23 protein-coding genes, 1 tRNA gene and 1 pseudogene are annotated in these 26260 nt (G+C 35.1%); 19 read left to right on the top strand and 6 right to left on the bottom strand.

The features are described 5' to 3' along the window. Positions 1–29: 29 nt before the first annotated feature. The 4 genes from ACG916_RS05860 (at position 30) to rpmE (ending at position 4899) form a co-directional block, all read left to right on the top strand. On the top strand, positions 30–2225 hold the full coding sequence (locus ACG916_RS05860) for an AmpG family muropeptide MFS transporter (protein WP_419328291.1): 2196 nt from the start codon (positions 30–32) through the stop codon (positions 2223–2225). A 290-nt stretch (positions 2226–2515) separates the two neighbouring features. Beyond that, a complete protein-coding gene (gloA, locus tag ACG916_RS05855) occupies positions 2516–2917 on the top strand; it encodes a lactoylglutathione lyase (RefSeq protein ID WP_419328292.1) in 402 nt (133 codons plus the stop codon). A 539-nt stretch (positions 2918–3456) separates the two neighbouring features. After that, complete coding sequence (locus tag ACG916_RS05850) at positions 3457–4437, top strand: bile acid:sodium symporter family protein (RefSeq protein ID WP_419328293.1); 981 nt, start codon at positions 3457–3459, stop codon at positions 4435–4437. A gap of 237 nt (positions 4438–4674) precedes the next feature. Beyond that, on the top strand, positions 4675–4899 hold the full coding sequence (gene rpmE, locus ACG916_RS05845; RefSeq protein WP_004721254.1) for a 50S ribosomal protein L31: 225 nt from the start codon (positions 4675–4677) through the stop codon (positions 4897–4899). A gap of 131 nt (positions 4900–5030) precedes the next feature. On the opposite strand, the gene ACG916_RS05840 is transcribed toward rpmE, so the two are convergent. The 3 genes from ACG916_RS05840 to epmB are packed head-to-tail and all read right to left on the bottom strand — an operon-like array spanning position 5031 to position 10029. Next, on the bottom strand, positions 5031–7265 hold the full coding sequence (locus ACG916_RS05840; RefSeq protein WP_419328294.1) for an EAL domain-containing protein: 2235 nt from the start codon (positions 7263–7265) through the stop codon (positions 5031–5033). Next, positions 7247–8998: a cyclic-di-GMP receptor FimW-related protein gene (locus tag ACG916_RS05835; RefSeq protein ID WP_336953190.1), complete on the bottom strand. Its 1752-nt coding sequence runs from the start codon at positions 8996–8998 to the stop codon at positions 7247–7249. The genes ACG916_RS05840 and ACG916_RS05835 overlap by 19 nt, the downstream gene beginning before the upstream one ends. Before the next feature lie 14 nt (positions 8999–9012). Beyond that, positions 9013–10029, bottom strand: coding sequence for an EF-P beta-lysylation protein EpmB (gene epmB, locus ACG916_RS05830; protein WP_419328295.1), 1017 nt, complete (start codon positions 10027–10029; stop codon positions 9013–9015). Between the two features lie 339 nt (positions 10030–10368). Here epmB and efp point away from each other — a divergent pair, with 339 nt between their 5' ends. The 8 genes from efp to ACG916_RS05790 all read left to right on the top strand — a co-directional run bounded on the left by efp (position 10369) and on the right by ACG916_RS05790 (position 19157). Next, positions 10369–10938: an elongation factor P gene (efp, locus tag ACG916_RS05825; protein WP_004721246.1), complete on the top strand. Its 570-nt coding sequence runs from the start codon at positions 10369–10371 to the stop codon at positions 10936–10938. A 397-nt stretch (positions 10939–11335) separates the two neighbouring features. Next, positions 11336–13435, top strand: coding sequence for a carbon starvation CstA family protein (locus tag ACG916_RS05820; protein ID WP_336953186.1), 2100 nt, complete (start codon positions 11336–11338; stop codon positions 13433–13435). A 32-nt stretch (positions 13436–13467) separates the two neighbouring features. Then, a complete protein-coding gene (locus ACG916_RS05815; RefSeq protein WP_004721243.1) occupies positions 13468–13770 on the top strand; it encodes a YbdD/YjiX family protein in 303 nt (100 codons plus the stop codon). Between the two features lie 197 nt (positions 13771–13967). After that, entirely contained in the window at positions 13968–14993 is a 1026-nt protein-coding gene (locus ACG916_RS05810; protein WP_419330209.1) for a 2-dehydropantoate 2-reductase, read from the top strand. A 137-nt stretch (positions 14994–15130) separates the two neighbouring features. Beyond that, complete coding sequence (locus ACG916_RS05805) at positions 15131–16090, top strand: AAA family ATPase (protein ID WP_419328298.1); 960 nt, start codon at positions 15131–15133, stop codon at positions 16088–16090. 12 nt (positions 16091–16102) lie between these two features. Further along, positions 16103–17011 carry a DUF58 domain-containing protein gene (locus ACG916_RS05800; protein WP_419330207.1) on the top strand — a complete coding sequence of 303 codons (909 nt, stop codon included), beginning with the start codon at positions 16103–16105 and terminating at the stop codon, positions 17009–17011. Between the two features lie 9 nt (positions 17012–17020). After that, on the top strand, positions 17021–19036 hold the full coding sequence (locus tag ACG916_RS05795; RefSeq protein ID WP_419328300.1) for a transglutaminase TgpA family protein: 2016 nt from the start codon (positions 17021–17023) through the stop codon (positions 19034–19036). A gap of 44 nt (positions 19037–19080) precedes the next feature. Continuing rightward, a tRNA-Val gene (locus tag ACG916_RS05790) sits at positions 19081–19157 on the top strand. Between the two features lie 161 nt (positions 19158–19318). On the opposite strand, the gene ACG916_RS05785 is transcribed toward ACG916_RS05790, so the two are convergent. Continuing rightward, a complete protein-coding gene (locus ACG916_RS05785; protein WP_419327541.1) occupies positions 19319–19411 on the bottom strand; it encodes a lysozyme inhibitor LprI family protein in 93 nt (30 codons plus the stop codon). A gap of 260 nt (positions 19412–19671) precedes the next feature. Between ACG916_RS05785 and ACG916_RS05780 the strand changes: the two genes are divergently transcribed. Genes ACG916_RS05780 through ACG916_RS05770 form a run of 3 tightly spaced genes read left to right on the top strand, consistent with a single transcriptional unit; the run spans position 19672 to position 20935 of the window. Then, positions 19672–20028, top strand: coding sequence for a hypothetical protein (locus ACG916_RS05780; RefSeq protein WP_336953176.1), 357 nt, complete (start codon positions 19672–19674; stop codon positions 20026–20028). A gap of 32 nt (positions 20029–20060) precedes the next feature. Then, a complete protein-coding gene (locus ACG916_RS05775; RefSeq protein WP_336953174.1) occupies positions 20061–20417 on the top strand; it encodes a hypothetical protein in 357 nt (118 codons plus the stop codon). A gap of 32 nt (positions 20418–20449) precedes the next feature. Further along, entirely contained in the window at positions 20450–20935 is a 486-nt protein-coding gene (locus tag ACG916_RS05770) for a hypothetical protein (protein WP_419327366.1), read from the top strand. A 328-nt stretch (positions 20936–21263) separates the two neighbouring features. Here the strand turns inward: ACG916_RS05770 and ACG916_RS05765 are convergent, their stop codons facing one another. Together ACG916_RS05765 and ACG916_RS05760 are read right to left on the bottom strand one after the other, a co-directional pair. After that, positions 21264–21569, bottom strand: coding sequence for a glucosaminidase domain-containing protein (locus ACG916_RS05765; RefSeq protein WP_419327542.1), 306 nt, complete (start codon positions 21567–21569; stop codon positions 21264–21266). Beyond that, on the bottom strand, positions 21563–21787 hold the full coding sequence (locus ACG916_RS05760) for a hypothetical protein (protein WP_419327367.1): 225 nt from the start codon (positions 21785–21787) through the stop codon (positions 21563–21565). The genes ACG916_RS05765 and ACG916_RS05760 overlap by 7 nt, the downstream gene beginning before the upstream one ends. 551 nt (positions 21788–22338) lie before the next feature. Here ACG916_RS05760 and ACG916_RS05755 point away from each other — a divergent pair. The 4 genes and pseudogenes from ACG916_RS05755 (at position 22339) to ACG916_RS05740 (ending at position 26207) form a co-directional block, all read left to right on the top strand. Beyond that, positions 22339–22596: a hypothetical protein gene (locus ACG916_RS05755; RefSeq protein WP_336953168.1), complete on the top strand. Its 258-nt coding sequence runs from the start codon at positions 22339–22341 to the stop codon at positions 22594–22596. A 1305-nt stretch (positions 22597–23901) separates the two neighbouring features. Continuing rightward, a pseudogene (locus ACG916_RS05750) lies at positions 23902–24849 on the top strand (IS5 family transposase). A 552-nt stretch (positions 24850–25401) separates the two neighbouring features. Then, entirely contained in the window at positions 25402–25662 is a 261-nt protein-coding gene (locus ACG916_RS05745) for a hypothetical protein (RefSeq protein ID WP_336953166.1), read from the top strand. A 341-nt stretch (positions 25663–26003) separates the two neighbouring features. Then, entirely contained in the window at positions 26004–26207 is a 204-nt protein-coding gene (locus tag ACG916_RS05740; protein WP_419327368.1) for a hypothetical protein, read from the top strand. Positions 26208–26260: the final 53 nt, after the last annotated feature.

Below are 26260 nucleotides of genomic sequence, written 5' to 3'. Positions count from 1 at the left end.
TATTTCATTTTTCAGAAAATAACAACGCAATGACAACGCAATTATCTCAGCAATCAGCTGAGCAGAATTCCACAGCAAAAAAAGGATGGAAATCTGCTTTTGCCGCTTTTATCGATCGGCGTGCTGCAATTATGCTCTTTCTTGGGTTTTCGGCAGGTATTCCCATTCTGCTAATTTTCTCAAGTTTATCTTTATGGCTAGGTGAGGCCGGAATTGAAAAAAGTGCAGTAACTTTTTTTAGTTGGGCTGCGCTAGGCTATTCTTTTAAATTTGTATGGGCGCCGCTGATTGATGAATTACCCGTCCCGATACTCACCAAAAGACTGGGGCGGCGACGCGCATGGTTGTTGATTGCACAAGTACTAATTATCTGTGCGATTTGTATTATGGCGTTTTCTGATCCCGCTTTGGGCCAAAGTTATATTTACCAAATGGCTGTGGGGGCTGTATTACTGGGGTTTTCCGCAGCAACACAGGATATTGTGATTGATGCCTATCGAATTGAGCTGGCTGAAACTGAGATGCAAACGGTGTTGGCATCGACCTATAACGCAGGCTACCGTTTAGGGATGATTCTTGCTGGTGCAGGCGCTTTATTCCTTGCTGCTTCTTTGGGAACTGCAAAAGGGAACTATATTTATGAAGCATGGAAATATACTTATTTAACGATGGCACTGGTGATGCTGGTGGGCATTATCACAACCTTAGTGATTCGAGAACCCTTGGTTAATCGAGTTGATAAACACTATAAAAATATTGATTACTATCGTTTGGTTTTGGTCTTTATCTTGGCTGTGGCGAGTTTTGTTTGTTTATATATTTACTCTGATGACATGGTTCAATATTTACAAGCGACTTGGAAAGTCGAAGACAACTTGCTTAAGTTTTTAATGGAAGCTGTGCGCTTTTTAGGCTCAGGTCTCGGTGCAATTCTTGTTGCTACATCGTTGATACGTTTTGGTGTCGTTAATAAAAAGATGGCCTATGAGACTTGGGTTAACCCGATTGCTGATTTTTTTAAGCGTTATGGGGTAAAACTGGCATTGGTTTTACTGTTATTGATTGGTTTTTATCGAATTTCAGACATTATTGCTGGTGTTATTTCGAATGTTTTCTATCAAGATTTAAACTTTACCAAAGAACAAATTGCAGAAGCTGTTAAAATTTACGGGGTGATTTTTAGTCTATTGGGTGGTTTTTTAGGGGGGTTACTTGCACAACGTATGAACATTATGAAATTGATGTTTGTGGGTGCAGTTTTAGCAAGCTCAACTAATTTAATATTTATTGGATTGGTGAAATCTGGTGCACCGATGCAAGCAGTATTTGTACAGATTGGCGATAAGAAATTTCAAGCTCAACCTGATGAAGTAGGTTATTGGAAGGTTTCTGTGCCTGGTCAGGACTTGATAGGGGAAAATACCATTCATATTAAAGCAGCATTAGTTAATCAGGCTGTTGCAAATGAATATACGGTGCCCTATCTAAAAGAAGAAGCCAAGGCTCAAATTCAATTATTGCCTATCACTAGTGATAATCAATTATCTGCAACAGAAGCGAAGCAAAGTATTGTGGTTAAGGGGCAGATTGCGGGAATACCTGTATCTGAGCTTAATCCAGATCAGCCGATTACACTTAAACTCGATGACAAAACATACCCAGCAAAATTAGATAGATATGGTTTATTTAGCGGTGCGATTGATGGTAAAGCTTTATATGCTTCTGGCACAAAAAACGTGATAGCTGTGGTAAACTATCAACAAACAAAAGCAGCATTGAGTACTCAACAAAGCTATCAATTAACAGCGATAAAAAGTGATATCGATGTGGATATTCAACCACTTCCAGTGATCAAAGCAGATTCATCTGCAGCCGTTGAGATTAAGGGTAAAGTGATTGAAAAATATAGTTCTGGTTGGCTGTATTTTGCTATCGTTGTTGATAATTTAGCTTCGGGTTTAGCGGGTGCAGCATTTATAGCGTTCTTGTCTAGTTTGACCAGTGTGTCATTTACAGCAGTTCAATATGCGATCTTTAGTTCATTGATGACGCTTACACCTAAGATTTTAGGTGGCTATTCTGGAACAATTGTTACCCACATTGGTTATCCTAAATTCTTTTTAATGACCACCTTAATTGGTATTCCAATCCTATTGCTTGTGTTATGGGTTGGAAAATTGTTGCGACAACATCAAGCGCAAAAGATGAATCAATCCATCGAGTAAGCGACTGAATTACTCAAGATAGATTTATGAGGATAACAAGAAGCCTATTTTATCTTATAGATAAAATAGGCTTCTTTAACAGGATGAGAGTTTGAACCATTGGATTGCTAACACATTCAAATAGTTTATTCTAAAGATAAAGTTGTAGTGTTCTTCTAAAATAAGCTGTTATTGCTTAAAAATAATCCAGAAGATTGTCTCATTGATCTGACAAAATATAGATAATTTGAAATATTGAATTGTATTGCCTATATTGGCAGATAATATCTGACTAAACAGGAAAATAAATCATGCGCATGTTGCATACCATGTTACGAGTAGGCAATTTAGAACAATCTTTAGCGTTCTATACTGAAGTTCTCGGTATGACATTACTTCGTAAACGTGATTATGAAGAAGGGCAGTTTACTTTAGCATTTGTGGGTTATGGTGATGAAGAGCATCATACTGTATTAGAACTTACCCATAACTGGGATACTGCAAGTTATCAATTAGGCAATGCCTATGGACATATTGCTATTGGTGTCGATGATGCCTATAAAGCCTGTGAAGAGATCAAAGCACGTGGTGGTAATGTGGTACGTGAAGCGGGTCCTATGAAGGGTGGTGTCACAGTCATTGCTTTTGTTGAGGATCCAGATGGCTATAAAATTGAATTGATCCAACAAGATCAAGATGCTCGAAATAATTAGGGGCCGTTGACAATTTGTCTACGTTTGCGACTAGGTGTGTTTTTTAGGCGATAATAGGCGCGAGATACGAAATTTAGCCATTCTAAATGATGAAAAACATCGTTTCGCAAGGTAACAATGTACCGGTAAAAACATGCTAGTCCCCGCTGTGCCTTGCGTTGCAAACAAAGCCGTGCTTTGTTCTTGCTCAGGGTTGTGGCTAAAATTATCTCAGCCTATGTTATGGAACTCGAAAATAGTCTCGCTATTCTCATTCATGCTTTACGACGTATACGTCTCATGCTCAATTTTAACCTACAACGCAAGCCATTTATGAAATGTCTACAGCCCCCATCATTAAAAAAATGATGAGGGTCTATTGCTTATTTAGCAAAGAAATATCAATAGGCCTTAAATTAACTTGAGATGTGTCGTAAATAAATAGTGAATATTTAGCCAAATGAATAGCTTTATTTATTTCGCTCAGTAAGATTGAATTTTACCTGGTAGTAAAATTTAACTACTGGGCTTTTTCATGTTTAGAATACAGGACGTTGCTTATGAAAATGTTGAAATTATTAGCATTAGATCGCTTTACGATACTTTTAATCGCAATGGTGGTTTTAGCTTCTATTTTTCCGATTTCAGGACAGGCAGCGCTTATCTTTGGAAAAATCACTACAATTGCAATTGCGATTTTATTTTTCCTACATGGCGCAAAATTATCACGTGAAGCCGTGATTGAGGGGGTTTTGCATTGGAAATTGCACGCACTGGTTTTTGCTTTTACCTTCTTAGTTTTCCCACTATTGGGCCTAATGGCAAAACCTGTGCTTGAACCTTTGCTTGGACAACAATTGTATTGGGGTTTTCTGTTCATGTGCTTTTTGCCATCGACAGTACAATCATCCATTGCCTTTACCTCTGTTGCAAAAGGCAATGTGGCAGCGGCAGTGTGTAGTGCCTCCTTCTCCAACCTGATTGGTATGTTTATTACTCCGATTTTAGTGAGCTTATTCATTTTTGGTCAATCTAAACATAATTATGACCCAACATCTTCTATTATAGAAATTACCTTATTGCTGTTGGTTCCATTTGTATTAGGACAAGTATTACGCCCTTATGTATTCCCACTCATGCAAAAAATGCCAAAGATCGTCAAGGTTTTCGATCAAGGCTCTATTTTGATGGTGGTCTATGGTGCATTTAGTGGGGCAGTAGTTGCTGGTTTATGGCATCAGGTCAGCTTATCTACATTGATCTATCTAACCTTAGCATGTTCAATTCTACTCACAGTGATTATGTTGTTGGCTTTGTATGTTCCAAAATGGCTTGGTTTTAGTAAAGCAGATCAGATTTCGATATTCTTCTGTGGTTCGAAGAAAACTCTTGCCAGTGGTGTACCTATGGCGCAGATTCTATTTATTGGACAGCCCTTAGGCATGATAGTTTTACCGATAATGATTTTCCATCAAATCCAGTTAATGGTTTGTGGAGTGATTGCTAACTATTGGTCTAAGCAAAAACATACTGACGAGTAAATTATATTGATTTTTAATCAAGTGGCTCGCAATTTATAAATTTTTCAAGTATAATCTTGCCCACTTGTTGTGCTTAGCTCTGACGCTTATAGTCTCGGTGGGCCAAAAGAAATGGTCTGTTATGGTGTTAATCTGCTGATTTAGAATTTAAATCTGCTTTCCTCAAAGTTTTATTAGATTTTGAGAGTGGTTAATTGCGATGACAGCTAAACCTTTCTTAACTTAGGAGAATCGACCATGCGTGCCGATATTCACCCAAAATATGAAAAATTAGTTGCTACTTGTTCATGTGGTAACGTTATCGAAACTCGTTCAGCTTTAGGTAAAGAGACACTTTATTTAGACGTATGTTCAGCTTGCCACCCATTCTATACTGGTAAACAGAAGAATGTTGATACTGGTGGCCGTATCGATAAATTCAAACAACGTTTTGCTGGTATGTCACGTTCTGTTAAACGTTAATACGACAAAACATAAAAAACGGGCTAAAGCCCGTTTTTTTGTTGCTGAATTTTATCCAGTTTTAATCTATTTATGCTATTAATTTAAAAGGTTGAGTTTTTTAGGCGCTCAACCTTTTTTAATATTATACTTTATTGATCTTGGACGTCAGTTAAATGATCCAATTTTTTCTGGAAATATTCACCCTGTAAGTATCTTACATCTACATTCCATGCATTTGCAAAAGAGTTCATATCATTTAAATTTTTCAGCAAAAATTCAATTGGTTTAATAGTGTGATATTTTTCCAGGGTATGTTGGAATTGAGTCATGCTGGCCTCACAATTCATCTGCTGCGTAAACTTCTCATCCAGTGTTAACAAACTTACATCCAATTGTTTTAAGATAGCTTCACTTGAAATACTAGAACCAAAACGTCGAATTGAAATTTCGGCACCATGATCACGTAAAACACCAATTTGCTTGTGAGATTCAATGATATTTTTTGCTATATCCTCTTCATCAAATTGTAAAATCAGAGGATGGGATTGACGGCTTCCAACAATCGTTAAGAGTTTAGAAATAAGCTCAGGGAACTGCTTGTCGTGAAATAGGACATGGCGATTTAAATTAACGATTAATTTTGCTTCTGGATACTGGGTGATAAAGTTATGTAATTGCTTACATGCTTCAACTAATATCCAGCGATCTAATTTAATTGAAAGTTCAATATCATCATCTAAATCAATTAAATTACTTACTTTTTTCCACTGATTTTCAAAAATAAAACCGCTACTAACCTCATAAGTATTTAAATTACTATCTTGTTTGTCATAAAGTTGTTGGTATTTTAGCTGAATCTCACTTTTTTCAAGAGATTGTGCAATTTGACCAAGAATAGCGGAGGTTTTAAAGATATGAGCCGCTGGAGTTTCTTTAATTTGTTCTTGTTTCTCTACCAATGTATTTTCAAGCTGAGATTTTGCTGTAGGTTCAATCGGGTCACTTTGAAGCTGCAATGGTTCAGCATCTAACTTTTGTTCAACCAATGACAATTCAATTTTAGTGTCTTGTAAAGTTGCGGTTAATTGTTGGTCTGATACAGACTCTTTTTTTGCTAAACGATGATCATAGGCTTGTTCTAAAACATCCTCAAAATTTGCTTCTGTAAAGTTGTTTTGCTGTATATTTGAATATCCAATCTTAATATTCAGTGGATAAGTATGACTATCAATCTCAAGTAATTGTGGCTTTTCTAAAGCATGAAGTCCATGGATGCGTGACTCTAAAATCGTCTCTGATTCTGCTTGTAAAATAACAGCATACAATAACATATCAATTTGATATACTGTGCTATTGGTTTGTTCTTGAATAAAATTTTTAAAGCCTTCTAAGTACTGAATAGCTGTTTTCCAAGGCGAAGTTAAAATATTCTCAGGACAAGCGGCGAAGCTAAAAAGGACTAAAGCATTAGATTTAGCGGGTTGATTAATTAAAGCATACTGAATTTTTTGGTAACTACTAGCGACACTACTCATTCCTTTTTTAGCAGAGTCGAATGAGTGAGCTTGAGAGGCTTGACTTGTAGAATTGTTCTCAATGGTGATTTGAATACAGTCTTCTTCATCTGAAGGAAGAAACTCAATTTTCAAAGGATTTTCTGATTTAGCATCGCTATTCAGGGTATCTATTTCAAAACGTGCTAAATCAAAATTACCTTGAGAAATCTTTTTAAAACGTTGTTTAAAATCATGGATATTCTTAGGCTTTAAAATATCTAATAAAGGCAATCCAATAATTTCTGCTTCATCTTTTAGACCAAACAATTTCAGATATTCAGTATTGGCTTGGGTATGAATACCTTCCTGAATTAAGGCAATTGCTTTGTGCTGTTCTTCAACCAAGGCTTGAGCTTGGTTCTTGGCATTTTCAAGATCATTTAAAAGGTGTTTTTTCGCTTGTAAGGTGCGACTGTAAGACAGTGCACGAATTAAGCTAATATAAAAACGATCGGTATATTTTAAGTCAACTACATCATAGATGCCTTTTTGAATATAGGATTGATATTGGTTGGTTTGATAATCTTCAGGTTTTAAGAACAAAACAGGTAGATCAATATCAGCAGAGGCTTGAATCAATGTAATAGCTTGCTCAATTTTGATGTCATAAGCACGACCAAAAATAATCAAGTCCCATGAAGTATTGAGCTGCTTTTCAAAACTTTTTAAATCATCAAGTAATATCGCTTGTACTTGATGATTCTTACTTTGAAAAAGATCAATAATTTGATTATAACGAATTTGGTTATCATCAATAATGAGTAATCTAGTTTCAGACAGTTTTAATTTTTTCGATAATAATAGATTTCTCACTTTAAAGCTTCCCATACATCTTGATTATTCAAATTGGCTGATTGGTGTTGAATGAACTGATCTATACGATTATTTTCTTCATCATTGATCAATTCAAATTCGAACTGAATAAAGCTCTGGGTAATTAACAGTGTTTTTGTTAAATACACTTTAATTTCTTCAGTGTCTAAACGTAAATAAATGGCTTGCTGTTCTTTGAAGAACGGTAAATTTGGCAAAATAATAGAAATATTTGATTCATTCAAATTTTGTACTTGAACCATAAGACAAGGGTGGTAGTTAATGGTTGAGCGATCTGCTGGAACTTTTACTGCACATGGGTAAATATCTTGGGCTAAAACCTCTAGACCAACTTCATAGGTTTTTTTAACAGACTGTTTGATCCAACGAATGATTGCACCTTTCCATTTGTCATTGAGGCTTTCATTGACCAAGATAAATTCCCCTGTTCTTAAGTTTCGTGGGGTTTCATCTGACCATCGAATACGATAACCACTGACGCTAATGTCTAGTACTTGAGTTTGATAGATTTGTTTTGCTTCACGGTCTAAACTTTTAATTTGTCCTAAGTTTGATGCGGTGCTTGAGCCTGTTGAAATAGATGAATGGATATTGGATTCAGACTGAAATGCATAATTGTTATTTAAATTGAGTGTTTCATAGAAATTCTTAGCTTTGGATAAATAGAAATGCGCTGTTTGTAAGCTAAAGCAAATTTGAAGTTGTGCAGAGTATTCATAGCGCTCATGTTGACGTTCAGTTGTCGTACCCAAGACATTTTGCACATGAAACTTTAATGCAGCGGATAAATAGATCTGTTCATTTTTAGACAGATATTCATCTTTATGAATCGTTGAATTAATATGTTCCAGCAGATTCTGTGTAGAAATATATAAAGAAGTCCGAAAGTTAGCATGTTGTTTGCGATTGTAAATGGGCGGAACGTCTTTTGAGCCATCAATCACATAACGCGATAAACTGGTTTCTCTTGGTAATATTTGAATAAGTTTAACCCAATCAAATGTACATTGATAAAGCGCTTGTGTTTCTGTTGGACGAATCTGATGCGTATTAAAAATATCCAAAAGCAGTACTTGTGCATAGGCTTGCTGGATATTTTGAATGGTAAAATGTGTGCCTTGTAATTGATTGATATTAATATTAAATTCTTGATTCTTAACAGCGAGCTCATAAAGAAGGTGGGTGGTTAACCATTGATGGGTCAATGGACCACTGTAGAGCATTTGTTGCTGAACTAATAATAAACCAAGCTGTTCTAAAGCATAAAAGGTTGCAAGTGTACGTGCTGTCTGTAAATTTCGTTTTTCTTTGAAATTAAAAAATGAGAATTTATTTGAAACTAGTGTTTGATGACTTCTTCGCACAATATTGATGTACACGTTGGCAAAATAGGTGCGAATTCTAGAAGAAAGATCAATAATATGTTCAATACGCGCATTTTGAGAAAGACCTTGATTTAAGATATTTTTTTCAAGGCTAGATAAAATACTTTCTGTAATTGGATGTAAAACTTGAATTAAGTCAAAGCGTAGCATTTCGCTACAATCTAATTCACTGATTTCACTTATGGCTTTTAAGACAGACTCTGAGGTGTCACCAAGTTGCATAATAGAAAGTGTGGCCACCCATGCATTGACAGACGCCACAGAGTTTTCTGCAAAACTTAGACTTTCTCGTTGTAGAACCGTGATATTTTGAAAAATTTCTGAAATTTCTTTATTTATCATGAGTATTTCAACTCTTAAAAGGTTGTGACTCCAAAAAGCGGTGTTTTATTATTCTCTCCCGCGACTTCTCGAACCAGTTTAGGAACTAGATAACCCGGTAAACTGGCCAATACATCCTTATAGATCTGATCAATTTTTTCCGCCCCTAAATCGAAATGATGTGCACCTTTTACCTTATCTAAAACATGAAGATAGTAGGGTAAAACTTGTGCTTCAAAAAGTCGTTGACTCAAATTAACAAGAGTTTGTGCAGAATCATTCACACCTTTAAGTAAGACTGCTTGATTCAACACAAGAATATTTTGTTTTGCTAAATGAGATAACTTTGAACAGGTCAAATTATCTAATTCTGCTGGATGATTTGAGTGTACCACTAGAATTACACGTAGCCTACTGTTTTTCAATAAAGAAACTAGCTCTTCATCGATTCTTTCTGGAATTACAATTGGAACTCGTGAATGAATTCGCAAGATTTTAATCTGACTGAGAGATTCTAGACGTTCTATCCAGATGGCTAATTTTCGATTAGATAGCGTCAACGGATCGCCACCACTCAAAATCACTTCATTAATTTCCGGATGATCTTCTAAATAGCCTTTAATGTTCAACCAATCTTCATTTTTAGGTAAATTGTCTTGATAAGGAAAATGACGACGAAAGCAATATCTGCAATGTACGGCACAAGCACCGGTAAGGGTAAGTAAAAAACGTGACTTATATTTGTGTAATAATCCAGGAATCTGATTGGCTTGTTCTTCATCAAGAGGATCTATGATAAAGCCTTCATGTTCTTCCATTTCAAGATGATGTGGTAAAACTTGTAGTAAAAGCGGATCTAGGGGGTTTCCAACCTCCATCTTTTTTACAAATGCGCGCGGTATACGTAGTTTAAATTGTCCAGACGCGAGGATAGCGCCAGACAGTAACTGGGCTTTAGAAAGTTCAAGTGTTTCTAACAGCTCTATTGGGTCAGTAATTAAATCACTGAGTTGAGATTGCCAATTTTGCTCTTGATATAAGTAATTTAACATGCCACGTGCGATAAATAGTTGGAGATAGGGAAAGCGGATTGTATTGCTTGTTCAGATTGAATTTGTCAGGTCCAATTTGAAATATTTCAATGGAAAAATGCTTTCAGTACAGTTGATTTGTATTGAACAGCAGTGAATCACCAATGAATCGAAGATTTTACCCTCAATCTGACCGAACATGGGTAATTTTTCATTGCTTCACGATGTATTGCTCATTTAGAATACGAAAAATGTAAAATACATTCTTTGCTGTTTGGAATGATCACTATCACAAATCGGGTGATTTGCTGATAGCATCGCAGTAGAGATTTAAATTAGTAAGTTCGGAGTGTGCCTTTCATGGCCTATTATTCTACAAATGATTTCAAAGCTGGCCTAAAGGTTATGCTTGATGGTAACCCATGTTCAATCATGGAAAACGAATATGTAAAACCAGGTAAAGGTCAAGCGTTTAACCGTGTAAAACTACGTAACCTAAGATCTGGCAAAGTATTAGAAAAAACTTTTAAATCAGGTGAATCTCTAGAAGCAGCTGATATTGTAGAAGTAGAAATGGATTATCTCTACAACGATGGCGAATTGTGGAACTTCATGGATCCCGTATCTTTTGAACAAATTGCTGCTGATAAAGTTGCAATGGGTGATGCTGCGAAATGGTTGAAAGACGATTCAAACGAAAAATGCACAATTATGCTATTTAATGGTATTCCATTAAACGTAAGTGCGCCAAATTTCGTTGTATTGAAAATCGTTGAAACTGATCCTGGTGTACGTGGTGATACTTCAGGTGGTGGTGGTAAACCAGCTAAACTTGAAACAGGTGCAGTTGTACGTGTTCCATTATTTGTACAGCAAGAAGAAAGCGTTCGTGTAGACACTCGTACTGGTGATTACTTAGAGCGTGCTTAAGCATTTTTTGAAAAATGAAGAAGCTGAGGGATGATGAAAATCATCCCTTTTTTATTGTATTTAGATTAGAGTTTGTATAAGCCTTTCTAAGGGTAAAAGCTTTTATAAAATAGAGAATAACGGCTAAATTTTCGACTAAAGTCGTAGAATGATAGCCCATAATTAATAGTAGAGTCAGATAGTCGAATTATTATATGAATGATAAAAATAACAAAGTCACGATTTAAGTCATTGTGATGTCATGCTAATAGTACATATTCAGATCAGTTTTAATGCCAAAGTCTTAGATGAAAACAAAAAAATGAGGAGTAGAGTCACCAAGGAATGAGTCACGGAAATGCATTACGCTTTATAAAAACAATGGAACTGCTTTTTGTAATCAAGATGTGAGGTTTTAATGGAAAATATTCAAACAAAATCATCACCCTTATCAAAATTGATCTGGGTGATTGTCGCCATAATTGGTGCAGTATCTTTTGGAATACTTGCGGTGAGCAAGGGTGAGCATGTCAATGCGGTTTGGCTAGTACTTGCAGCGGTATGTGTCTATAGCATTGCATATCGTTTTTATAGTTTATTTATTGCCAATAAAGTTTTTGAACTAAATTCTCGGCGATTAACTCCAGCACATCGTTTAGCAGATGGCTTGGATTATGTTCCGACCAATAAATATGTACTTTTTGGCCACCACTTTGCTGCTATTGCAGGAGCGGGGCCATTGGTTGGACCTATTCTTGCTGCCCAAATGGGTTATTTACCCGGAACAATTTGGCTTTTAGTCGGGGTTGTTCTTGCAGGTGCGGTTCAGGATTTTTTGGTTTTATTTATCTCTACACGTCGAGATGGCCGCTCACTTGGGGAAATGGCAAAGCAAGAGCTTGGTTCATTTGCTGGTGTTGTGGTCATGCTTGGTGCATTAGGCGTGATGATTATCATCCTTGCTGTATTGGCATTGGTAGTGGTAAAAGCACTTGCACATAGCCCATGGGGTGTGTTTAGTATTGCAGCGACGATACCAATTGCCTTATTTATGGGCATTTACATGCGTTATATCCGCCCAGGTAAGATTGCTGAAGTATCTATCATTGGTTTTGTTCTGATGATGGCTGCAATTGTTTATGGTGGAAATGTTGCCGCTGATCCTTATTGGGGACCATTCTTCACATTAACAGGAACACAACTCACTTGGGCTTTGATCATTTATGGATTCGTCGCTTCAGTATTACCTGTTTGGCTGTTATTAGCACCGCGTGATTATTTATCAACTTTCTTAAAAATTGGTGTAATTGCAGGTTTAGCAGTGGGTATTATGGTTGCAATGCCAATGTTAAAAATGCCGGCTGTTACGCATTTTATCGATGGTACAGGTCCTGTCTTTGCTGGATCCATGTTCCCATTCTTATTTATTACCATTGCTTGCGGTGCGATTTCTGGTTTCCATGCCTTAGTTTCGTCTGGAACTACACCTAAACTGATTGATAACGAAGTCAATATTCGTGTCATTGGTTATGGCGGTATGTTAATGGAATCATTTGTTGCAATCATGGCAATGATTTGTGCAACAGTGCTTGAACCGGGTGTTTATTTTGCGATTAATGCGCCAGCGGCAGTATTGGGTACTACAGTAGAAAGCGCGGCAGAAGCAGTACGTACACTTGGTTTTGTGGTTACACCTGAAACATTGAGCTTGCTGGCAAAAGAAGTCGGTGAAAGTACGATTCTTTCGCGTACTGGTGGTGCACCAACATTTGCAATTGGTATGGCTCATATCATCACGGATATTTTCAATAATCGTTCAATGATGGCGTTCTGGTATCATTTTGCGATCTTATTTGAAGCGCTGTTTATCTTAACTGCAGTCGATGCTGGAACTCGCGCATGTCGTTTTATGGTACAGGATACGGTGGGTATCGTTGTTCCAGCACTTAAAAACTCACACAACTTCGTGGGGAATATGATCGGTACAGCGGTTGCTGTTGCGGGATGGGGCTTCTTTGTTTATCAAGGTGTAGTCGACCCACTTGGTGGTATTAACAGCTTATGGCCTTTGTTTGGTATTGGTAACCAAATGCTTGCGGCAATGGCTTTGATCTTAGGTACAGTGATTTTATTTAAAATGAAGAAAGAGAAATATGTATGGGTTACCATTATCCCAACAATTTTCTTATTCATTACCTGTATGACTGCGGGTTGGCAAAAAATCTTCCATACTAATCCTAAGATTGGATTCTTGGCTCAGGCGGATAAATTCTCAACAGCAATTGCCAATGGTGAAATTTTAAAACCAGCCAAAACACTTGAAGAAATGCAAACCATTGTATTGTCCAATCAAATCAATGCTGCACTATGTGCATTCTTTATGATTGTTGCGATTGTGATGCTGTTTGCCGCTATTGGCGCAATTCGTCGTGCATTGGCGAGTCCTACACCAACAGTAAATGAAGCTCCAGCGGTATATGCAGATCCTGAAGAAGTGTCTGTTTCTAAATCACACTAAGTTGATATTGCAGATAGAGTGAAAGGTGAGTGATGAAGCTTAAATTTGCTCAAGGTGGTAAAACGGTGATTTATAAAATCATCAAGATGACCATCATGTCGCAAAAGGAACTAATTTTTAATCCTAAAAATTGGTCTAGAATTGCAACATTATGGACACGCTTACAACAAAGTTTCCGTTTGATGGTGGGTGTTCCAGATTATCAAAATTATCTGGAACATATGAAAAAGCATCATCCCGATATGGATGCAATGGATGAAAAGACTTTTCATCGCTATTGTGTAGATGCCCGCTATCCAACAGCTGGTGGAACAATGAAGAAATGCCCATGTTGATGGAATGTATAAGTTGATTTAAAGCTTAAATAGAAACGGCACTTGGGTGCCGTTTTTTATTGAAGATGAGCGAAGTGATTTATCGGTTTAACGCAATAACAGCACACTTCATGATTAGACTTGTCGTATAACTGACAGTTGGCAAATTCTAACTCCGCTAAAATCATGTAATACATATAAATGAAAAGGAGACTGCTATGAAAATCTATATTTATGGTGCTGGTAGTATTGGATGTTATATTGGCGGTCGATTAGCAACGGTAGGTGCTGATGTGAGCTTTATTACACGTTCTCGTGTATATGAAGAATTAAGCACGTCTGGTTTAAAACTGACAGATTACACTGGTAAAACGATAAAAATCGCGGCAAATGATTTACAGCTCAGTGTTGATCCTAAAATAGTCACAGATGCTGATATTATTTTTGTATGTGTAAAGTCGGCTGCGACTGAGCAAGTTGCCAAGGAACTTTATGACAACTTGGGCGCACACAGACCCTATATTGTGAGTTTTCAAAACGGGTTGAGTAATGTTCCGATTTTAAAGTGGATTTTAAAACATCATTCGATTTTAGAAGGTATGGTGCCTTTTAATGTTGCAGTTCAAGCAGTTGGGCATTTTCATCAAGGGACATCTGGTGCGTTGCATGTGAAAGCGTATGCACAGCAACAGGATTTAGCCAAGCTTTTTAAACAAGCTGAATTAGAAATTGTTTTTGATCAGGATATGCTTGCAGTGCAATGGGCAAAAATTTTGCTGAATTTAAATAATTCAATCAATGCTTTATCAAAGTTACCGTTAAAACAACAATTGTCTAATCATCAATATCGACAATGCCTTGCTATGGCGCAACAAGAAACGTTATATCTCTTAGATTTAGCACAAATTAAGCCAGCCAAACTCACAGCAATTTCGGCACATCTATTGCCTAAAATAATCAGTTTGCCCGATTTCATTTTTAAAATATTAAGCCGTAAAATGTTGGCAATTGATCCCTTGGCGCGATCATCTATGCAAGATGATCTGATGGCAGGGCGAACCACAGAAGTGGACTGGATTAATGGCGAAGTCGTTCAGCTCGCCCAGCAGTTAGGTAAACAAGCGCCTATCAATAAAACCTTAATCGAATTGATTAAACAGGCTGAAATTTCAGGAAGTGAATTTTCAATTGGTGCAGATGATTTAAAAATAAAGTTAAAACATGCTGCAAAGTTAAAATTTTAGTTGATGGGGGCTATAAATTTTGAAGTATATCTAATATTCAGCAAATGAAAATAAGGAATTATAGCAGTCAAGATTGAGTATTCCTTAAAACCGTGTATGTTAAGGAAGTTACAATAATTTTATTGGGGAAATATAAGGTGATTTGGGGAACAACACAAGTAAAGGCATCAGAACAACATAGTCCTGTAACAAATTTAGACCTCGTTCACTTTTACCCCAAAATTGATGACTTTTTAAGTCAAATTAACCAAATTATTTTAGATAAAAGTCATCAGACTAAACTGGCGTTATGTAGTCTATTAGCTGGTGGACATTTACTTTTTGAAGATCTACCCGGACTTGGAAAAACCACCTTAGCCAGCAGTTTGTCACGTCTAGCAGGTCTCGATTTTCAACGGATTCAGTTTACCAATGATATGCTGGCAAGTGATGTGATTGGGATCAATATGTTTAATCAAAAAGAGCATCGATTTGAGTTTAAACACGGTCCAATCTTTACCCAAATTCTGCTTGCAGATGAAATTAACCGCTGTAGCCCTAAAACCCAAAGTGCTTTGCTTGAAGCAATGGAAGAGGGCAATGTCACTATAGATGGTACACGTTACTCTTTACCTCATCCATTTTGGGTGATTGCAACGCAGAACCCACTTTTTCAAAGTGGAACCTATAGTTTACCAGAGTCACAACTTGATCGTTTCTTAATGCGACTGTCTTTGGGGTATCCATCACGCGCAGCAGAAAAACTATTACTACAACAAAACTCACGACATGATTTGATTGAAAAGTTGCAAGTAATTTTTCAACATCAGGAAATTTTGCAATTACAATGTATGGTAAATCAAATTGCATTGAGCGATGTGGTTTTTGAATATATGCTTGATTTAGCAGAAGAAACACGTAAAGGTCGTCATGGCTTATCTCCACGTGGATTATTGGCGTTAAAAAAATCAGCACAAGCCTATGCTTTGATTGAAAAAAGACAATTTGTAATTGCAGATGATGTACAAGCCGTATTTGTTGCTGTGGTGTCTCATCGTATAGGATTAGGTGAGTCTGAGACACGAGCGCTTATGCAAAAAGTTCCTGTAAAGGGCTAATTGGAAACGCTTATGTTAGGTCAACGATTTGTTAAATGGCTGCATCTTCGGTTTCGCTATACAGGAACTCGTACACTGAAACAAAACCAAGTGTTGGTTTTTATATACCAGCAGGGTTTTTTATATCTAGTCCTCATTCTGATTACTTTTATTGCTGGTATTAATTATGCCAATAATTTAATTCTTGGCTTTTGTTTTTTAATGAATGCGATTTTATGTATTAGTTTCTATCTCAGTTTTAAACAATTACATGCGATTACATTAGACGTAATTGTCAATGAGGTGGGTAAGGTTAATGAAGTTTTTAAAGTGAAAGTAAACCTACAACAGGACCGTGCTACGCCTAAATTTTTAAACTTTAAATTTGATGAACAATTACAATCTTTTCTATTTGAAGAAAAACAACAAAGTTTTGAATTGAATTTTATCCCACAACAACGTGGCGAATTTTCAGTCCCCCCAATTCAAATTTACTCCACATATCCACTCGGTTTGGTGCGGGCATGGACCTATATTTATTTAACTGAAAGTTATTGGATTGCTCCTGAAGCGAAGCCTTTAACGCATCAATCACAGAATTATTCTAATACGGGCGAACCTGATTTAGATGAATTTAAAGAGTTAAGGACTTTTAAATCAGGTGATTCATTGCAAAGCATTTCTTGGAAACAGGCTGCGCGTGGACAAGGATTATTTGTCAAACAATTCGATGATTTGGTCGATACCCATGCGATGCAAATTGAATATAGCAAAATGCCAAGTGCAGACCATGAAGAGAAGCTGAGTTTTATGATGGAGTTGGTCGATCGATGTCATCAGACTGAAACGCCGTACAGCATCATTTTACCGCATGCACAAACTGAAAATGGGATTGGAGAACAGCACTATATTCATATCAAAACCTTATTGGCGCAAGCGTGAGGATGAACAATGAATAAATCGATACAAATTTCAATTTTAGTTGTGCTGAGTTTAATTTGGTTGGCACAACTGGCTTATATGCCTATTGCATTGTCTATTTTATTCCTCATTAATATAATGACTTTGGCGCTGTATTATGACAAAACTAATAAACATCAAGTCTATAATCTGCCTCGATTATTTACACAAATCCCAAAATTAGTTTTTGCACTTTTAGCTTTGCTCATCATTTATTTTGATTCACGCACATTTTTAGGCGTAGAAGCAGGGACAGCCGTTCTCTCCACTTTTTTATTTGCTAAAGCGCTTGAAACCAAATCAAAACGAGACTTCATTATTCTGTTTAACTTCGCTTTATTCGTCAGTGCCAGTTTGTTTTTACACAGCCAAGCCTTTTGGATGGCACTGTTAGTTTTGTGCTGTTTAATCAGTTGCTTGGTTGGGCTATATCGTGTACAAATCGTTAATTTTGAAATAGATCAACCGATTTTTCAGTCATTTAAAACTGATTCAATACATATTCTTAAATTTATTGCATTAGCTTTGCCATTCTTTGTTTTACTGTTTATGTTTTTCCCGCGTTTGCCACCACTTTGGCAAATCCCCATTCCCAATAATAAAGCGGTAACGGGATTGAGTGATCGCATGTCACCAGGTGATATCGCTGAGCTTTCACAGTCTAGTGCATTGGCATTTCGAATTATTGGCAATATGAAGCAATTGCCAAATCGTAATGAGCTGTATTGGCGAGCGATGGTGCTTGATCGTTATGATGGTACAACGTGGACAAGTGAGTTTGCCAATAAACAGGTAAAAGCGTATTCCAAGATCGCAGGGCATCTTGATGGATTTCATTATCAATATCTTGCCAGTGATCCAAGTCAGCAATGGATTACCGGTTTAGAAAAGTCCATTCCAATAGAACAACGTTTTGAGTTACACCAAGATTGGTCGATTACACCTAAACGACTGGTACAGCGTACCCAGCCAATTGAATTGCAGTGGGTGGGGAGTCAGGTTAGAGATATTCAAGATGCACATTTTGAACAGATGATGCTGAAAAATAACCTCAGTTATCCGAAAAAGAGTGATCTACAAGCTCAGAAGTTTGCTTTAAATCTGTATCAGCAGAGTCAGTCTAATCCTGAAGCTTATATTCAGAATGTATTGAACTGGTACAAGAAAGAAAATTTTGTTTATACACTTGCCCCTGGAAAGTTAGGGAATCACCGTGTTGATGAGTTCTTGTTTCAATCACGGCAGGGGTTTTGTGAACATTATGCCTCAAGCTTTGTCTTGCTGATGCGTTATGTTGGGATTCCAGCGCGTGTGGTCACAGGCTACCAAGGGGGGGAGTTGTCTCCTGATGGTCAGAGTTGGGAAGTACGCCAGTTAGATGCACATGCTTGGGCTGAGGTTTATCAACATGGGCAATGGCAACGCATTGATCCAACAGCTATCATTGCACCAACACGTATTGATCGTGGTATGCAAAATGTGATGAATGATGATCGTTCGATTTTTGGTGATGCGGGTTATTCAAATTTGCGTTTTCAGCATTCATCGCTGCTTAGAACATTGCGTGTTTGGAGTGACTATGCTGGTTTTCAATGGCAGAGTAAGGTTGTCGGTTACGATGCAGAGAAGCAAAGCGGCTGGATGAAGAAACTTGGCTTAACATCGGCCTATAGTTATGGTTTAGTTTTAATTTTTGGAATTCTCGGATTACTGTTGATCTATTGGGGTGTGACGCAATTTTGGCGCAATCGTCAAATGTCAGGACTTGAGCGAATCATTGCTCAATTTAATCATCAATTATCTGTGGTTGATCAAAAAGCAGAAGCAGAAACGTTTCAACAATGGATGCAGCGTTTAACCTTGCGGGCTGAACAAAAACATCTGTTTGAGCAAGTGAATCAGATTTTTCAAAAAATTGTCTATTTAGGTAATGAAAATCAACAGGATATTAAAAATATCAAGAAATTGCTTAAAGAGTGTGCGAATGCATTAAAAGTGAAGAAATAAGGCTTGTCATCTTATTAAAAAATGAATAATATTCTCAGCACTTCAGGTGTATAGCTCAGTTGGTTAGAGCGCTACGTTGACATCGTAGAGGTCTCCAGTTCGAGTCTGGATATACCTACCAAGATATTAAAGTCATATAAACTCAAATAGCTTTGTATGATTTAAAAAATCCCTAAATTATAATGATTTAGGGATTTTTATTGCTTTATATAAACTAACATAAACACATACAGCAGATCGATCCTTGTATCATCGTGTGTATGTGTATCATGGTTGAATAACTTAACTCATGATACAGTCTGCTTCTTTAAATTGCACCCAAAGCCTTTGAGCTTTTATTAGTTGCTGCTTATAGTCAGGTTCAAGAGTTTTTATTTACTCTGATATATTAAAAGCAGTTTCTTTGCTGCCGAGTTTAATTTCTTAGAATAGCATATCTCTAATATTTGTAGAGGATACCAATTCAAGGCAATCTTTAGCAATTACTGAACAGCTTATAAGGCTTATTAAGCTAAAAAAGATAATATGTTTCATGAAAAATATTCCCCCGAGTTTCTAGTCATCTATAAATTAACTGCATCTTGTTCTTTTCAGTAAAAAATCTATCATAGAGTGAATAAAAAAGGGATCCATAAATGAAAAAACTAATTTTAATTGCTTGTTGTATGTTTAGTGTTGGGGCATGGGCAAGTTGTGAAGATTTGAACAGAATAGCTGATAAAAAAGGCATACATTATGGAACTGAATACAGCTTTGTTGTTAAAGGACCAAAGGGACATAGAGCATACTTTCATTCTGCACCGGCGAATAAATGTAAATATGCTAAGACTTACTTAATTCCTAATGATTCAGTAGTTGGTTATCAAAAGTTTACTAATGATAACCACAATTGGATCTATGTGATGTATGGCTCTAAAGATAGAGTTTATACTTCAGGATGGATTAAAGAAAATGACTTAAAAATATCTGATCGTATCAGTCCTATTAATTAATCAAGTAAGCACACTTTTAGAGATGAAAATAAATGAAAAAACTAATAATTCTTACCCTTTTATTAAGCGGCGGGGCTTGGGCTAAGACATGTGATTACCTATCGAAGATAGCAGATGATAATGGCATGCATTACGGAACAAAGTATTCCTATACAGTTCAAGGTACAAAGGGATTTAGATCATATTTTCATTCAGCACCATCAAGCGAATGTAAGTTGAAAGGTGTATTTATTATTCAGAATGATTCAGTTATAGCTTATCAGGAATTTAAGAACGAAAATCAAACTTGGCTTTATGTAATGTATATAGATAAAAACGGCAATGATACTTCAGGTTGGGTTAAAGCTAAAGATTTTAAATTATTTGGTCGCCTTAGTCCTATCAATTAATCAAGTAAACACAATTTTAGAGAAGCAAACAAATGAAAAAACTATTCCTTTCAACTCTTTTAATTAGTGGTGGGGCTTGGGCTAATGCTCCATACAAAGCTACAACCGAATGCCAATTTGATTATGATGATTTCAACTTTTGCTCAAAAGTAAACGTGGCTAAATACAAAAATGCTCTAAAAACACAAAAACCTAATTTTAACCAAAAGTACATTCTTCTCAACCTAAGCTCATCACCTCAAATATTTAGATTTATTGCTTTAGATACAAAAAATGGCTTAGCTTTACCTTTAAGAGATGGAATTCTAGGTTTTAAAGATAAAAAAGGAGATTTAACAGGAAAACCTCCCGTAATCCAATACTCAGTTAATAATTCACTCTTATGCACTCAAGGAAGTATTTTTGCTTATCGAGATGATTATGATAATGTAAAAACATGTTATTCAATTCAAGATAATGAATACTCTGAATATGGCAAAGAGTTCAAAAGATCAGATACACCAGTGAGTATTAATTAACTAAACCTTCACTCCCTTAGAATTTCTAGTCATTTGCAGATTAACAGCGTCTTGTTCATTACGAACATTTCGAGTTGCCAACATCGGATCAGAATTACCGCTAACGTGAATATCTGTTTTCTAATTGATATTCACATTACGATTAGATGACTGAGTATTATAGAAATTAGGAAAGACAGGTTTAATATTGTCTGGAATTTCTGCATTTTGAGCAAATTTAGAAAGTATCTCCTTGTTAATCGGAGTTTTAGGCTTTGATGGGTTATCTGATTGAGATAAATTGTTAAGACTAAGGCGCTGACTAACATCTTTGACCATGGTAAAATTTTTAGATACATAGTTTTATAGGAAGCATAAACTGAATTTTTAAGAACTGAAAAAACATTTCAGGAGTTTTTGCACCTTTAGCTGTTTTATATCGTCCTGCTTTTGCTATTGTTTTTATATAGTCATCTGCAAATTGTTCAGGGCTGTCATAAACTCTGTAAGGGTCGTAGGACTTTTCTATTTTATCCCATACTCTCACCGTTTTTACTTTCCAAGAAGAACCTGCCATAATATTTCCCAGATTAAATTTTGCCCGTGGATTTATATGTTCTCCCCACCCAGTTTCACCTGAAAATTGAGCTAATATATACTCTGGTTTAACATCAAATGTTTTCCGATTCTAACTACCATGCCCCAGTAAGTTTTTAAAAAATCTATTTGCTTTTTACCTTTAGCCTCTTCTTTAATCGCTGCTTTATCCGAATATTCGTTATTCGACTGAGTTCTCGCATTAACATCACCAGCTACAACATTCGCCATTCCAACAATTGCATTCACTCCAGCTAAAGCCGTTTTTTGAAGCATTTGGATTGTTTGTTATTTAGTATTATCTGTACTGGATTTTTCAGCATCAAGTGTTGCTTGAGCTTCTTTATTACCAATAAAGCTAGACCCTTTGCGACAGTGCGCCTGATTCAATCTAATCCATTTAACTTGTTTAAGAAACCTACTAAGCCACAATCTTATTAATCAAGCTCAGATCGATAGAGTCTTATTGGGAATTGAAGTTTAAGAACATGATTTGAAATGTTACAATGATTTTTGATAAAATTATCCTATGTATATTTTTGATATTATTAAATTTTTTATTTAAATGTGCTATTATTAATGATAATAATTTATCTATAAAAGTTCTAAAAAATTTAATTTTTTGAGAAAGAAATCTCATAATAGTAGAATCTTTTAAATTTTAACAGTTGATTATTTTACTAAACCTGAATTATTATATCTATAAAATACGATATAGTGAATCGTAGCTCAAGCGCCATTGCTTCTCTGACTGATCAAACTTTTAATTAAAAAGGATTTTTGGTTGGAATTGCGAGATTCTTTATCTGATTATGGAAAGAAGGAATATGCATAGATTTTCAAAAATTGTGTTGATAACAAATAACTTAACTAAAAAGATTGAGCATGATCTAGAATTAAGAATGAGTTGTGATGGTGCATATACACATACTATAAATAGAGAAGATGAAAATTATAAAATTGAAGTTATGATTGATCCACCAAGTGATGTTTTAAATACTTTTAAAAATATAGCGCATGACATTAAAGATTATTTGGATGAAATTGATTATAAAGGGAAATTTGAATTTAAGTTCATTGTTTAGTGTCTGACTGGCTACATGCAAGATTTCCTATTATTATTGTAGTGAACCTATTCTATTTTTCTATCATTTTGTATGATTTACAAACCCACATGACCCTCTCTTTATGAATATTTATTTGTGTTATCTTTAAAATAAATGCCAATGAGCATTATGGTCATCAGTGAGTATTAAATATTTCAAAATCGCTTTTTTTTAATAGTGTTTAAAATAACCAAAAAAAATCAAGTTCTATTATTTTAAATAAAATAGTATATATATCAGTATTTTATTTAGTTTTTATATGCATAATATGAGATAAATTTAGAATAGAAAATGTGAGGGTTGTGAATCTATAAAGATTGATGATTTAGCTTTTTTCGCACAAAATCTTTGATTTTTCTAGTCTAAATAATGAGGCTGTTACATAAAGTTGACGATACATATATGAAGATTTACCAAAAGGTAAAATATTTTATTTGAATGTTAATATGAATTGTGTAAAATTTAATCAGTGAAGAAGGTTGTGCTTTTCACTTTGACTTGCTATCTAAGTCTTTAATCAACCCACCTTTTTTAGGTGGGTTGATTAATTTTATGTTAGACAATAAACAATCGGTTTCTGACTTCTACTTAAAAATAGGAAATAAGATGAATTGTTCTATTTATTTCAAAAATATTGTGTGTTTAATGTGATTTTTATCACGTTATTTTTGGAGGGAGTCAATATTAGGAATTGCTATCGTAAATTGTTGAGCTGGTTTTTTAGCTTTAGCTGATAAAGTATTAAATAATGCACCATAGGGACGAATTATGAGAGTAAGTTTTTGATTAAAATTTATACCAAGGTATAGATTGTTTATTCCACGATTTAAATGTACATTCAAGACCACATTTTTTAATTCAAACATTATGAATATTTGTATAGGTGGACCTTGGCACGGAAGTAAGCTGCTAGGACATGATAATAAAAAGTCTTTTAAAGTAAAAGCTAACCAGTCAGACTCAGTAACAAACTATTCGAAAAGAAAGATTAAGTTTAAAAACGAGTTTTATATTTTTTGGGTAGCTGATGAGTTGATGATATTAGATGAGAATGAAATTATTAAAACTTATTTACTAAAAAACTAAATATACTTTAGATATAAAAAAGGCGCAAATGTGCCTTTTTTATATCAGTCAACTTTACCTTGGAATATTTGGTTTAAAGTCAGATATCTATAATTTAGGATAATCTATGAATTCTCTTATTTTTATTATTTGGTAGTTAATTTTGGCTTAGTTGCACAAAGCTATCTCTAAAGGCTCATTCAGCAATATAACTCTTAGATGAATGAGTCTGCATCCAAAATATATCGTATAACGAATTGGTCTCCTTACATGAGCAGTATACTGCGAAGATTTAAATTAATTGTGGCAATATCACTATTTGGTTTGATTCCAATTACTCAGCGCTATGCACAATCAATATACAAACAAGGACGAAATCAAACCTACTCAGATAAAGCGATTCAGTACTGTTTAATAATTAAATCTCTCTTTCGTTTAACTTTACGAATAACCACAGGATTTGTTCAAAGTCTCGTTCGTCTTTGCAGATTAGACTGGACTGTACCAGATTATTCAACCCTTTTTGGAAGAAAAAAAGTATACTGATATTGCAATTAGCTTAGAACAAAGCAGAGATGGACTTCACCTATGAGTTGACTCTACAGGTATGAAATTTTTAGTTGAAAGAGAATTGAAGCGTAAGAAACCTTAGCCTGAATATTGTCGACAATGGTGTAAACTCCACATTGGTATTGATGCTAAAACATTGTAAATACGTGCTGTTCAGCTCACTACAAATATCGTGGGAGATTCAAAAGTATTCAGGGATTTACTTGATTAAATTCCAAAAATAAACATATAGATTCCAACTATACGGATGGAGCTTATGACAAAAAATACTGTTGATAGGTGATTTCAGATAGACATACACGTTCTATCGTTCTGTCGAGAAAAAATGCAAAGCCTTGGAAAGATACAAAAGCTCATACATTAAAGAGAAAACAACAACTAAGAACGATTAAGTATTTGGGGAGGACAATGTGAAAAAATTGGTCAGGCTATCATCTTCGAAGTTTGGTTGAAACCAAGATGCACTGAATTAATTTATTAGGAGATAAATTATCAGCAAAGTACTTTTTAAGTCAGGTCAATGAAGTGCATACGAGAATTGCAGTTTCGAATAAATTCACTGAAATAGGTAGACCTTATACCCCAGTTGTATCTTAAATTTGAGTTGATTAGGCCAGTTTTAGCTTTGCAATATTTTTGCAATCGAAAGGTTAATTTTAACAAATGGTAAAAAATAAATTATAAGTTATTTAAATTATTTGATATTTTAAATAATTTGTTGTATAAAAAAGAAACAACAATAAAGTGGAGGTGAAATCATGATACACAAATCAATAAGCATTGCATTTTTCTTTTTCATGTTTGTAGCTTTAACATTACTCGTACACTTATTGGGAAATGTTCCAACTGGAATATGGCTTCCATAATAAAATTGCTGGCTGGGAAAGCTCATCTTGAGGTGAGCTTTTACCCTATGGAGGAGTTGATTTTGATTCAATTCATAAAATGTATTTTTGGCTTTCATCGCGTAATTGAAACACATTATTGTAAAGATGGTGAGTTGGAAGTTTGTCATCATTGCTTAAAAGTTGTTAAAAAATAATCGTATAGATTGATTTCAACTGAATACATGATATTTCAATATTTATACTCAATTCAAAGTTAAGTTGATCATAATATTTTTGACATTCTTTAATATGAGTTTTTTTAATGCCAAAACCAAAAATGAGTGACAATAAAATAGATTCAAATCACATGCTGTATTTTTCAATTGATCAGCTTAAAAGTTTTTTGAAGACCCAAATTCGGTTAAAAGCGGATCAAGGAGAGCTGTTTATAAGTGAATATATCACTAAAGATTTCACTCATCATGAAATAATTAATTTGGGTGAGGAATTTAAGAAAGCAGGGTATAAAGTTAAGATTAGAAATACAGGCGAAGAAAAAATATTTTCTGTTTTTTGGAATTAAATAACTGCGAGTTTTTATACTTCCAAAAATAAGAATAATTTTATTTCGACATTTTGACGATTTATATTTTATTTTTTGATAGGATTTGATTTTTAAACAGGATAGGCTTAATTAGAAAATTATTTAAATAGTTAGCTTAGTTTTATTATATTGCTTAAATACTAGTCAAAAGTAAATATACAAGATCAAACTTCAACTTAACATATCTTTGATAAAGACAGTTAATAAATGCTAGCGATTGGTGTTATGAGTGAGTTGGGCATATTTCACCTGTATTGAATCACGTGCTGGAAATCTATGAGATAACCCGATAGGATTTATGATTTTTATGAGAGAAGAAAGTGAGTAATCTAGAAAATGAAAATTTAGAACAGCAATCCCAACAAGAGCAAAAAGATTCTAGCGTAATGAATGATATCGTGAATTCGATCAATCCATTGGATGCTGTTGATCTGATTGTGGAAGCAGGTCGGTTGATTGTGAATACGGGTAAAGATATTGTTTCTGACATTGCCAATAACATCGATATTGATATAAGTCTTTAAAATTACTGAGCGAGTGCACCCATCTAAAATTAAGGCTTTAATTTATGAGATTA

The sequence above is a fragment of the Acinetobacter legionensis genome (genome assembly GCF_048552295.1).
GTDB lineage: Bacteria > Pseudomonadota > Gammaproteobacteria > Pseudomonadales > Moraxellaceae > Acinetobacter.
This window is presented reverse-complemented; position numbering and strand designations above follow the sequence as displayed.